Annotated in this window: 11 protein-coding genes; 5 read left to right on the top strand and 6 right to left on the bottom strand. The window is 70.1% G+C overall.

Annotated features, from left to right (window positions below):
• From M1M07_RS08875 to M1M07_RS32990, 3 genes are all read right to left on the bottom strand, one after another.
• Nucleotides 1–1,600: ABC transporter family substrate-binding protein (locus M1M07_RS08875; RefSeq protein ID WP_248673898.1), on the bottom strand; the 1,600-nt coding region annotated here is incomplete at its 3' end.
• A 114-nt stretch (nucleotides 1,601–1,714) separates the two neighbouring features.
• On the bottom strand, nucleotides 1,715–3,601 hold the full coding sequence (gene typA / locus M1M07_RS08870; protein ID WP_197253876.1) for a translational GTPase TypA: 1,887 nt from the start codon (nucleotides 3,599–3,601) through the stop codon (nucleotides 1,715–1,717).
• Between the two features lie 234 nt (nucleotides 3,602–3,835).
• A complete protein-coding gene (locus tag M1M07_RS32990; protein ID WP_197253878.1) occupies nucleotides 3,836–4,972 on the bottom strand; it encodes a LuxR C-terminal-related transcriptional regulator in 1,137 nt (378 codons plus the stop codon).
• 113 nt (nucleotides 4,973–5,085) lie between these two features.
• Between M1M07_RS32990 and M1M07_RS08860 the strand changes: the two genes are divergently transcribed.
• Together M1M07_RS08860 and M1M07_RS08855 are read left to right on the top strand one after the other, a co-directional pair.
• Nucleotides 5,086–6,480 (top strand): FAD-binding oxidoreductase, encoded by a 1,395-nt coding sequence (locus tag M1M07_RS08860; RefSeq protein WP_248673897.1) that lies wholly within the window; start codon nucleotides 5,086–5,088, stop codon nucleotides 6,478–6,480.
• A gap of 51 nt (nucleotides 6,481–6,531) precedes the next feature.
• Nucleotides 6,532–6,720 (top strand): hypothetical protein, encoded by a 189-nt coding sequence (locus M1M07_RS08855; protein WP_197253938.1) that lies wholly within the window; start codon nucleotides 6,532–6,534, stop codon nucleotides 6,718–6,720.
• A 38-nt stretch (nucleotides 6,721–6,758) separates the two neighbouring features.
• Here the strand turns inward: M1M07_RS08855 and M1M07_RS08850 are convergent, their stop codons facing one another.
• The gene (locus M1M07_RS08850) at nucleotides 6,759–7,160 is read right to left on the bottom strand and encodes a (deoxy)nucleoside triphosphate pyrophosphohydrolase (RefSeq protein WP_248673896.1); all 402 of its coding nucleotides are present in this window, start codon (nucleotides 7,158–7,160) and stop codon (nucleotides 6,759–6,761) included.
• A 48-nt stretch (nucleotides 7,161–7,208) separates the two neighbouring features.
• Here M1M07_RS08850 and M1M07_RS08845 point away from each other — a divergent pair, with 48 nt between their 5' ends.
• Nucleotides 7,209–7,496, top strand: coding sequence for a 4a-hydroxytetrahydrobiopterin dehydratase (locus M1M07_RS08845; RefSeq protein WP_197253885.1), 288 nt, complete (start codon nucleotides 7,209–7,211; stop codon nucleotides 7,494–7,496).
• Here M1M07_RS08845 and M1M07_RS08840 read toward each other — a convergent pair.
• Nucleotides 7,441–8,709: a mannosyltransferase gene (locus M1M07_RS08840; protein ID WP_308200787.1), complete on the bottom strand. Its 1,269-nt coding sequence runs from the start codon at nucleotides 8,707–8,709 to the stop codon at nucleotides 7,441–7,443. The two genes, M1M07_RS08845 and M1M07_RS08840, sit on opposite strands and share 56 nt — an antisense overlap.
• Nucleotides 8,710–9,098: 389 nt before the next feature.
• On the opposite strand from M1M07_RS08840, the gene M1M07_RS08835 reads away from it, so the two are divergent.
• Both M1M07_RS08835 and M1M07_RS08830 read left to right on the top strand, forming a co-directional pair.
• A complete protein-coding gene (locus M1M07_RS08835) occupies nucleotides 9,099–9,941 on the top strand; it encodes a hypothetical protein (protein ID WP_248673902.1) in 843 nt (280 codons plus the stop codon).
• A 103-nt stretch (nucleotides 9,942–10,044) separates the two neighbouring features.
• Nucleotides 10,045–10,410 (top strand): hypothetical protein, encoded by a 366-nt coding sequence (locus M1M07_RS08830; RefSeq protein WP_197253888.1) that lies wholly within the window; start codon nucleotides 10,045–10,047, stop codon nucleotides 10,408–10,410.
• Nucleotides 10,411–10,434: 24 nt separating this feature from the next.
• Here M1M07_RS08830 and M1M07_RS08825 read toward each other — a convergent pair whose 3' ends face one another.
• Entirely contained in the window at nucleotides 10,435–11,160 is a 726-nt protein-coding gene (locus M1M07_RS08825) for a DUF1906 domain-containing protein (RefSeq protein ID WP_248673895.1), read from the bottom strand.
• Nucleotides 11,161–11,180 lie beyond the last annotated feature (20 nt).

Genomic DNA, 11,180 nt, shown 5'->3' with positions numbered 1-11,180 from the left:
GGGCCGGGGCGGTCGGTGCCGGGTCGGAGTCGGTGGTTTCCTGCGGAGGCGTGCCGACCACATCGGACGGAGGCGTGCCGACCACATCGGACGGAGGCGTGCCGACCACGGGGGGCGGAACCGGCAGGCACCCGAATCTCGACAGCGCGGCCGTCGCCGGATCGTTTCCGGCCCGCATCCAGCCGACGACGGCGTGCACCCGGCCTTCGACGAGCGCGTCGCCGTACAGCTCGTCGGCCGGCAGCGCGGTGACGGTCGCGCGGATGCCGGCCCCGCGCAGCAGATCGGCGGCGGTCCGCGCGACCGCGAGAGGCACCCCGGCGTCCTCGACGACACCGATCACCAGGGTCAACGGCGCGCCGTCGCGGACGAGCAGTCCTTCGGTTTCGGTCTCGGGCGCCGGCGCCGGAGTGGTTGCGGGTGCCGCCGTCGCCACGGGCGCGCCGGACGCACCGTCCGGAACGTCGACCGGAGCCGGCGGCGGCGCCGGCAGGTATCCGGCCTCGGCGAGCAGGCCGAGGGCCTGTTCGCGGGAGGGTCGCGGAGGCATCGACGGCGCATAGCCGGGATCCGAGGGAGCGAGCACCTGGGCACGAGCGGGAACGACCGCGGATTCGGTTCCCGCCGCGACGGTGGCGAGCAGGTCCGGGTCGAGCAGACCCAGCACGCCGCGGCGCACGCGCGGATCGGCGAATTCCGGGGTCCGCGCGTTCAGGGTGAGATCGAGTGTGCGCGGCTGCAATTGGGTGCCGGCCCGGACGCCGGGAACCGCACCGAGCTGGGCGAGCAGGGCCGATCCGCCGCGCACCTGCGCGACCTGCACGTCGCCGGTGCGCATCGAGTCGGTCAGCTGGGAATCGGTGCCGCCGCGGCGCAGCAGGATCTCGTCCGGCCGGGCGGGCAGCCCCCAGAAGCGGTCGTTGCGTTCGAGCAGGATCTCACCGCGGCCGCGGTCCACCGAGTCGACGGAGAATCGGCCACCGGACACCGGGATCGACTCGGCCAATCCGGTGACGAAGCCGCCGGGCGTGTCCTTGACCAGGTGGGCGGGCAGCAGATCGGAGAACAGTTCACGCCACGCCGGGTACGGCTCACGCAGGGTCACGGTGACGGTCTTGCCGCCCCCGGAGGACGCGACGTCCTCGATCAGCCGGTACCCGGACGGGTCCACGGCCCCGGGCTGGGTGATCATCTGCTGCCACAGGTAGCGGAAGTCCTCGGCGGCGATCGGCGCACTGTCCGACCACTGGGCGTCGGTGCGCAACTGGTAGGTGATCGTGAACGGGTTCTCCGAGGTGACCTCGGCCGACACGAGCACCGACTCGTCGGGAACACGGTCCACCAGCGCCGGGTTCGCGGGGTTCGGCACGGTCCGGAACGCACTCGGCAGCACCAGTTCGGCGACGGCGTTGCCGACCGGCGATTGGTCCGCGAGCAGGTGCGGATTGAATCCGGCGCCGATGTCGTCGATGGCGACGACGACGGTGTTGCGCTGCGGCGCGGGCGCCGGGGTCTGGGTCGGCTCGGTCTGCTCGATCGGCGGGGGCGGAGAGGCCGTGCACGCCGCCAACCCCGTGACCAGAGCGGTGATTCCGGCCATCACCAGTGGCCGGCACCGTCTCCGGACGCGCGAACGCAACAACCGAGCCTCCCCTCCGTCGGACAACGGCTCGGGTGGCGGCTCCGGAACGAATCGGGGCCACCACCCGGACTGCTACTTGTTCCGGGCCTTCTCGCGCGAACGCGCGCGGGCACGGTCGGTCGCGGACAGGTGCACCTTGCGCACGCGGACCGCCTCCGGCGTGACCTCGACGCACTCGTCGACGGCACAGAACTCGAGCGCGGCCTCGAGGGTGAGCTCGATCGGCTTGGCGAGGGTCTCCATGACGTCGGCGGTCGAAGAGCGCATGTTGGTGAGCTTCTTCTCGCGGGTGACGTTGATGTCGAGGTCCTCGGCACGCGGATTGATGCCGACCACGTGGCCTTCGTAGGTGTCGCTGCCGGGCTCGACGAAGAACGTTCCGCGGTCGGCGAGCTGGATCATCGCGAACGGGGTGACCGAGCCGGAACGGTCGGAGACGAGCGAACCGGTGTGGCGGGCACGGATCTCACCGGCCCACGGCGCGTAGCCGTGGAAGATCGCGTTGGAGATGCCGGTGCCGCGGGTCTCGGTGAGGAAGTCGGTGCGGAACCCGATCAGGCCACGGGACGGGATGATGAATTCCATACGGACCCAGCCGGTCCCGTGGTTCGTCATCTGGACCATCTTGCCCTTGCGGTTCGCGAGGAGCTGCGTGATCGCACCGAGGTGTTCCTCGGGGCTGTCGATGGTCAGCTCCTCGTAGGGCTCGTGCAGCTTGCCGTCGACGGTCCGGGTGACCACCTGCGGCTTGCCGACGGTCAGCTCGAAGCCCTCGCGGCGCATCTGCTCGACGAGGATGGCGAGGGCGAGCTCGCCGCGGCCCTGCACCTCCCACGCGTCCGGGCGTCCGATGTCGAGGACGCGCAGCGACACGTTGCCGACGAGCTCGGAATCGAGGCGGGACTTGACCATGCGGGCGGTGAGCTTGTGGCCCTGCACGCGGCCGACCAGCGGCGACGTGTTGGTGCCGATGACCATCGAGATGGCCGGCTCGTCGACCGTGATGGTGGGCAGCGCCACCGGGTTCTCGGTGTCGGCGAGGGTGTCGCCGATCATGATGTCGGGGATGCCGGCGACGGCGACGATGTCGCCCGCGACGGCCTCGTCACCCGGCTGGCGTTCGACACCGATCGTCTTGAGCAGCTCGGTGATCTTGACGTTCTTGACGCCGTCGGCGTGCATCCACGCGACGGTGTCACCCTTGCGGAGCTTGCCGTTGTGGATGCGCAGCAGCGCGAGGCGGCCGAGGAACTCGGACGCGTCGAGGTTTGTGACGTGCGCCTGGAGCGGAGCCTCGGGGTTGCCCTTCGGGGCGGGGATGCACTCGAGCAGGACCTCGAAGAGCTCGTCGAGGTTCTCGGCGTCGGGAACCTGGCCGTTCTCCGGCTGCTTCCGGCTGGCCTTGCCCTCGCGGCCGGAGGCGTAGAGGACGGGCAGCTCGAGCGCGAGTTCGGCGGCTTCGGCGGCCTCGTCGTCGAGGTCGGAGGCGAGGTCGAGCAGCAGCGTCTGGCTCTCCTCGACGACCTCCGCGATCCGGGCGTCGGGGCGGTCGGTCTTGTTGACGACCAGGATCACCGGCAGCGACGCGGCGAGCGCCTTGCGCAGCACGAAGCGGGTCTGCGGCAGCGGGCCCTCGGAGGCGTCGACGAGCAGCACGACACCGTCGACCATCGACAGGCCGCGCTCGACCTCACCACCGAAGTCGGCGTGGCCGGGGGTGTCGATGACGTTGATGACCGTCACGGAACCGTCCTGGTGGTGACGGTGCACGGCGGTGTTCTTCGCGAGGATGGTGATGCCCTTCTCGCGCTCGAGGTCGCCGGAGTCCATGACCCGGTCGACGAGTTCCGCACGTTCGGCGAAGGCGCCCGACTGGCGCAGCATGGCGTCGACGAGGGTGGTCTTTCCGTGGTCGACGTGCGCGACGATGGCGACGTTCCGAAAATCAGCGGTGCTCACGCGATGGCTCTCCTGGCTGTAGTCCGGCCACACGGCACTGGACCCGGTCGGCACCTCGCCCGTACGGCGTTTCGTCTCGGTGGCCGCGACGCGAATGCGAGACACCCGACGTGACCGTGAACCGGCCCGCGCAGGCACTGCGGCCTTGTATATCTTACAGGCCGCCGAACCGTGTCCGCGCCGATGGACCGCGGTTACCCCAGCTCAGCCCGCCCGACGTGATGTTCGCCACGCCTATTCGCCGTCGGGTGTGGCGCCGTCGAACCATCCGTCGCACCGCACGGCACTGTTCTTGCGGGCGGCGTAGTGATCGAAGAACACCGTCGACATCAGTTCGCGGCGGCTGGTGACCCCGGCCTTGGCGAACACCGATTTGAGGTGGTCCTGCACGGTGTACGGCGACATGTGCAGACGCCGCGCGATCTCCGCGGTGCTGTCGCCGCGGAGCACCCGTTCGACGACCTCGCCTTCGCGCCCGGTCAATCCGAATGCGGCCACCACCAGCGGAAACACCGCCGCGGCGCCGGCCTGCTCGATCGTCACCGCGATCCGCGTGCCCTCACCGCGACCGGCCAGCGGCGACGCGTGCACGACGAGCCACTCCCCCGTCCGCGAGCGCACGGTGAGGCGGGGCACCGAGCCGGTCCGGCCGGCCTGCAGCGAGCGTGCGGCCGCGACGGTCGACGTGAGCGCGGGCGGCGGATCCGCCCACAGCGAGCCGCCGAGTTCCTCGACGCGCTGCTCGGCGCCGGGTGTGGCCATCTCCACTTCGCCGTGGGCATCGAAGACCACCACGGCGGGCCCGTCGAGCGGTTCCGTCCACTCCGCCCTGGCCTCGGCGGTGGTGGCGATCAGTCCGGCCCGGACGCCGCGCGCCAGCAGCCCGGACACGCTCTGCACGAAGTCGGCTTCGGCCGGGCTGAAACCGCTGGATTCGGGGGCCCGGTAGACGGCCATCCCGCCCCAGGTCCTGCGGCCGGCCTTCATCGCGGCACGCAACTCGTGCCCGAATCCGAAGTGGGGTTCGATGAGGTCGCGGAACCGGGAGCTGCGGTACGGGTCGCCCGCGGTCTCGTCGTGCAGGATGCTCACGCCCACGTCGCGGCGGGCGAGATCGGTGAACAGACTCACCCGGTCCTCCACGTATTCGTGGTACGCGAAGAGTTCCTCGCACGGATCCTCGATCCCGACCTTGATCGAGCTGGTGACCAGGGTGGTCGACGGATCGATGGTGGCGAAGCACACCCCTTCGAACGGCACCGCCCTTTCCAGGATGTCGAGCGCTTCCATCCCGAACGCGTCCCACGGAAGTCCGGCGCGGGACAAGGATTCGATGCCGGCGCGGGCAGCCTCGGCGCGGAACGTTCTCACCTGAAAAGTGTGCAGGACGCACCCGATCTTGGTACACCCCAGAATTCTGGGGGTCGCGATTCCCCGCACTTCGGGGATTTTTCCGCCGGCCGGACACGGACACGCTTCTCCGCATGACGACAACATCGACGACCGTCCCGCGGATCCCGTTCCCCGACCTCGCCGCCCGCATCGACGGCGCGCTGATCCTGCCCACCGACGACGAGTTCCCGCACGCCGCTCAGGCCTGGAACCTGGCGGTTCCGCAGCGTCCGCGCGCGGTGCTGCACGCCCGGACCGCGGCCGACGTGGTGCACGCCGTGCGCTTCGCGATCGAGCACCGGCTGCCGGTGACCGCGCAGCCCGGCGGGCACGGCGCCACGACCGCGCTCGACGAGGCGCTGCTGATCCGCACCTCCGCCCTGGACGACATCTGGATCGATGCCGACGCCCGGGTCGCGCGGGTCGGCGCGGGCGTCAAGTGGGGGCAGTTGCAGTCCGCGCTCGACGGCACCGGCCTCACCGGAATGCTCGGTTCGAGTCCCGACGTCACGGTCGTGGGGTTCTGCCTCAGCGGTGGCCTGTCCTGGTTCGGTCGCGCCCACGGCACCGGGGCCGCCTCGCTCCGGGCGGTGGAACTGGTCGACGCGGCCGGAACGCACCGCTGGGTGGACGATTCCACCGACGCATCGCTGATGTGGGCGTTGCGCGGCGGCGGAGGCGAGTTCGGAATCGTCACGGCCGTGGAGATCGCGCTGGTGCCGGCACCGGAACTGGCCGGGGGGCGCCTGCTCTTCCCGGTCGAGGATGCCCCGCGCGTCTGGCGGGCGTTCGCCGAGGTCACGACGGTGGCGCCGCGGGAGCTGACGCTGTTCGCGTCCGTGCTGCACTTTCCGCCGATCCCGGAGCTGCCCGAGGAGATCCGCGGGCGGTCGTTCTGCGCGGTGGACGCGGTGCTGCTGGGGGGCACCGCGGCCCTGGAGGCGCTGCTCCGCCCGATCGCCGGGGCCGGGACGGTGCTGCGCAGCACGATCGGTCCGCTGCGGCCGAGCACGATCGGCGACGTGTGCGAGGAACCGGTCGATCCGTCGCCCGCGCTGACCGGATCCGGGTCACTGGTCTCGCTGGACGACGAGGTGCTCACCGCGCTGCTGGACCGTGTGTCCGACCCCGCGTGCGGACTGATGCAGGCCCAGGTCCGGCATCTCGGTGGCGCCTTCCGGGACGATCCCGCGCGACCGGCGGCGTGCGGGCGGGTCGAGGCCGAGTACATGGCGATGATGCTGGCGATGGCGCCGGTCCCGGAGGTTATCGAGCCGGCGCAGGCGGCGATCGACGCGGCCCTCGACGTCCTGAAGCCGTGGCACGGCGGCCCGCTGCCCCTGTCGATGCTCGGTCACCACGACGGCGCCGACATCGCGTTCGCACCCGACACGCTGCGCCGCCTGCGCGACGTCAAGGAATCGACGGATCCGCGGTGCGTCGTGCGCGGAAATTTCCCGGTGCACGGCTCTCCCGCAATTCGGTAAGGGAATGCTAACCTGCCTTCCACGGTCGGGAGCACGTCCGTGGAAGGCAGGATGGGGACGCGAATGGGCAAGGTCAAGGTGAGCAAGATTGCGCGTCTCACCCCGAAGAAGAAGTGCTGCCGTAAGAAGACCCGCTGCATCAAGTGCCCGGTCGTGATCATGCGGATGAAGAAGCTCGAGGGCGAGGACCTCAGCAAGAAGGAACTCGAGAAGCGGCTGAAGAAGGCCCGCGCGGCCTGAGCCCGGAACCGGTCCGCGCGGGTTCTGCACTCCGGGTTCTAGGACCTCCGCAGCAGGTGTTCCTGCAGGTCCGGTAGCCATTCCCGGTCGTTCGGCACCAGCGGCAGCGTCGCCAGTTCCGCCGCATCGACCCACCGCAGCGCGGAGTGTTCGAGCGGGGCGGGGACTCCGTCCACCAGTTCGACGCGGTAGGCGCACAGCATCCGGCCGTCCGGCAGAGGTACCGCCGCTCCGATGCGTTCGCCCCCGGAGACGTCGACGCCGAGTTCCTCTCGCAGTTCGCGGCGCAGCGCGTCCTCGACGGTTTCGCCGGGTTCGACCTTGCCGCCGGGCAGTTCCCACAGGCCCGCGAGTTCCGCGGGTCCGGTGCGTTGCGCGAGCAGCAGCCGCCCGTTGCGGAACAGCGCGGCCGCCACCACTTCACCCGGGCCGTCGGTCATGCTCCTCCTGTCGTTGCGGTCCTGTGCTGCGTCGTCCCAGAATGAGTCATGGCCGACCTTCTCTCCGACGCCGAGATCGACGCCGCCCTCGCCGAACTCCCGGGCTGGTCCCGGAAGGGGAATTCTCTGGTGAGGACCATCGAATCAGCAACCTTCCCGGACGCGATCGCCCTGGTCACCCGTGTGGCCGAGGCCGCCGAGGTGATGAATCACCATCCCGACATCGACATCCGGTGGCGCAAGGTGACGTACACGCTCTCGACGCACTCCGCGGGCGGGATCACGGCGTCGGATCCGGCTCTCGCCCGCCGGATCGACTCCCTGGCGGGACAGTAACCGGATCCGCCGGCGGCTGCATCCGCCCCGCGTGGACGATCCACGCGTAGACCGCGAGCGCGCCGATCACGTTCGCGGCGCCGAGCCACGACAGGACCGCGGGGCGCGAGATGTCCCAGATGGAGTCCTGGGCCCAGCCGAGCAGCCACGGCACGCCGACGAGGGTCGTGACCGTCCAGCACGCCGCGATCACGCGGGTTCCGCGGCGCGCGGCGAGCGGGCCGTACACGAGCCACACGAGCATCGGCACGACCCACACCCAGTGGTGGGCCCACGAGATCGGCGAGACGAGCAGTCCGAACAGCTCGACGACGACGAGCGTGCCGAGGCGGTCGTCGGGGCCCAGTGCCCGCCACGCCGCGTAGGCGAGGGCCGCGGAGAGCGCGACCGCGATCAGCCACAGCGGTCCGGTACCGACGTCGTGACCGACGATGCGGCTGAGCGCCCCACGCAGCGACTGGTTCCACACCGATCCGACGGGTCCGATCCGATTCGCGTCGCCGAAGAACGTCGTGAAGTACTTGCGGCCCTGTTCGCCAAGGACCAGCACGCTCACCGCGACGGTCGCGAAGAACACGACGGCGGAGAACACGGCGGCGGACCATCGCCGGCGCGCGACGAGATACAGCCCCGCGATCGCGGGGGTCAGCTTGATGCCGGCCAGGAGCCCGACGAGGCCGCCGGAGATCCACCAGCGGCTGCTGCGGGCGGCGATCATGGTGCCCAGCACCAGGAAGACGTTGACCTGCCCGTAGTCGAGGGTCATCCGGACCGGTTCGGTCCACACGCCGATCGCCGTCCACACCAGCGCGACCGCCGTCCACCGGGTGTTGCGGGCGTCGGCGCCGACGAGCAGCTCGAGCGCGATGCGCACGATGCCGAACAGCGCGGCGACCGTGAGCAGCTGCCATGCGAGGCCCACGCAACCGAACGGCAGGTAGTGCAGGGGGAAGAACACCAGCGCGGCGAACGGCGGGTAGGTGAACGGCAGCGGGAAGTCGGGGGTGTCCCGCGAGTACGTGAAGTCGTAGAGATCGCCCTGCAGCAGGCTCGCCGCGCCCTCGACGTAGACGTGCAGGTCGACGAGGTTCAGACCGTTGGGGGTGAGGAAGGCCCACAGCAGCCGGGCCACGACGGACACGAGCAGCAGCGCCGCGCACCACCACAGACGCTGCGAATCGTGACTGCGCTGGAGGCGGGCGGATCGTGGCACTGGGGTGCAGCCTCCCGTGGTCGTCGGCCCGGGCGCATCCGTAAGAGCACTGCGCATCCGAGGGCCCCGGCTCGCCCGAGGACCGGAGATACACAGTATCGGCTCGCGGGTTCCGCCCGGAAAACGCTGGTCCCAGGAGTAACAGTTTTATCTCCAACCCCAGCAGCAACACCCGGTTGGGGTTACGGTCTACCGGATACCACCATTCGGAAGACACGGTAGCTACACTCCCGGCAGGTCCTGCCATCGGCGCAAATCAAGCGCCACGGCTTGTACCGGACGGGGGGCCTACATAGAGTGTCTCCTCGAGCCGTCAGCTCCCGCGGCCCGTAACGGACCGCCGGGGGCTTCAACGACAAGGATGGGGAACAGTGCTTCGTACTCGAGGAATGCGACGGGCGCTCATCACGTGCGCACTCGCCGCCACCGCGGGACTGATCGTGCCCACGCACGCGGTCGCGCAACCGCTTCCACCGGCCCCGGTCATTCCCGATCTGGCCCAGATCACGAGTGCCCTGCCCTTCCAGGTGCCTGCGGATCTGTCCATCGAGACGCTCACGAACCTGCTCGCGAACCAGGTCGCGAACCCCGAGGAGATCGAGGCGCTCGCCTCCCTCGCCCCGGCCATCATCGGTGCCGCTGCGGGCCCCTCCGATATCGCGGACGACGGCAAGAACGACCTGCTCGCACAGGCCAAGGAGCTGCTCGAGAACTCCGAGCTGCCCGAGTCGATCAAGTCCACGCTGCAGCGGGTCATCACGTTCCTGGACGGCAGCGGTGGCGGCGGTCCGGACATCCCGGATCCGAACAGCGTCGTGATCACCCAGTTCCTGTACCCGACCCTCGGTGAGGGCTGCATCAGCGACACCGCCGACTCGGTCGGCACCGCGCTGGCCGTCGCCGGACCGTCGAAGCTGCCGCCTCCGGGACCGGGCGCCGGCCAGACCGGTTTCGTGTTCACCGCGCTGGGCACCGCTCCGCTCGCCGAGAAGCAGGAGAGCCCGCTCACCGTGAGCTGGATCAACGTCTCCAACGGCCGGACCGGCTCCCAGCCGCTCACCGGTGAAGCCAAGATCAACCCGGACGGCCCGGCCACGCTCAGCGCGATCGCCGACACCGGCTCGGGCAATGTCGTCGCGGTGATCTCGGGCGGTATCACCACCCAGAAGCCGGACGCCGAGCCGCGCTCGTGCTCCTTCCTGCCGACCATCGGCCTGGTGACGGTGCGCTGACGCGCAACACCGTGTCGTTCGAGACCGCCGGGGCACTCGCCCCGGCGGTCTCGTCGTTTCGCGTATCCGTCCGGGCGACCGTCGGCACGTGGTAGACCGGGGCATGGCCGAATTCCCGTCCCGTGCCGGAAAGCAGTGCCGGAGCGACCGCTCCCGGTCGATCCGCTCGATCGCATCGCACCGCTCGATCCTGTCGATCCGGTCCGAAGGCTCGATCCTCTCGATCGGCTCCGCCTATTCGATCCTGTCGATCGGCAGTGTCGGCTCGATCCTGTCCATCGGATCCGTCGGCTCCGCGGGGTCGGCCCTGTCGTCGCTGTCGTTCGGCAGCCTCGGATCCGCGCTGTCCGGGCTGTCCCGGTGGTCCCTGCTGTCGTGGCGCGGCGACCACGACGCCCCCGACGCCGAGCATCCCTCGCTGGTGGTCACCGCCGCCGAGGAGGACCCGGCGCAGCACTGCCAGAGTTGAGTGCCCCGCGGCTCTACCCGGCCTCTAACCCGCGCTGAGGGACCACTGCCCGTAGTCCTCGGTGAGCACGTGGTTGACGTCGATGCCGATACCGTCGATCGTCTTCTGCCCCGGAATCTGGTGCAGGTTCGCCAGCGGATGCACGTACCCCTTGGGGGTGCCCCAATCGTGCTGCCAGTAGAAGGAACCGAGCTGCGCGACGACGGCGAGGTCGATCGTCGGCGAGTTCGCGTAGACCCCGGTGTTCTCGCGGCCGACCACGGACTGCCAGCCCAGCAGATACGGCGCGATCAGGGTGGCGAATTCGAGCGGCGTCGGATTGTCGTCGATCGACGCGTAGATCGGACGGTCGTCGGGACCACCGGCTGCCCGGTGCAGTTCGAGGCCGCGGGTCGCGTGCTCGACGCCGGCGTCGAAGCCGCCTCGCCAATCGGCGGTGTCCGCCTTGCCGAACTGGTAGCAGGACACGACCTCGAGCCCGCTGTCGGTCAGGTCCGTCGCCTCGTCCTCGGTCAGCGGCTTGGCCAGCATCCACTCCGCACCGGGCCGCCGATCCGAGACGTACCGGATCGCACCGATGTGCCCGGCCGCGCGGATCGACTGCGGGGACGGCACATCCGCCGAATAGTCGACGATCGTGCCCAGGACCTCCCGGCCCTGCGCGACGCCGGGCGCGGTCACGGCGGACAGCCACACCGCTCCCGAGCCGATCGCCGCGTATCGGAACAGTTCCCGACGAGAAATACTCATCGCACCTCGCTTCAGCCGGT

The organism is Rhodococcus sp. HM1, from assembly GCF_023218075.1.
GTDB lineage: Bacteria > Actinomycetota > Actinomycetes > Mycobacteriales > Mycobacteriaceae > Rhodococcus.
This window is presented reverse-complemented; position numbering and strand designations above follow the sequence as displayed.

Coding starts and splice junctions, on each gene's coding strand:
- M1M07_RS08860 (WP_248673897.1), top strand. CDS start 5,086: ATGACGACAACATCGACGACCGTCCCGCGGATCCCGTTCCCCGACCTC.
- M1M07_RS08855 (WP_197253938.1), top strand. CDS start 6,532: ATGGGGACGCGAATGGGCAAGGTCAAGGTGAGCAAGATTGCGCGTCTC.
- M1M07_RS08850 (WP_248673896.1), bottom strand. CDS start 7,160: ATGACCGACGGCCCGGGTGAAGTGGTGGCGGCCGCGCTGTTCCGCAAC.
- M1M07_RS08845 (WP_197253885.1), top strand. CDS start 7,209: ATGGCCGACCTTCTCTCCGACGCCGAGATCGACGCCGCCCTCGCCGAA.
- M1M07_RS08835 (WP_248673902.1), top strand. CDS start 9,099: ATGCGACGGGCGCTCATCACGTGCGCACTCGCCGCCACCGCGGGACTG.
- M1M07_RS08830 (WP_197253888.1), top strand. CDS start 10,045: ATGGCCGAATTCCCGTCCCGTGCCGGAAAGCAGTGCCGGAGCGACCGC.
- M1M07_RS08825 (WP_248673895.1), bottom strand. CDS start 11,160: ATGAGTATTTCTCGTCGGGAACTGTTCCGATACGCGGCGATCGGCTCG.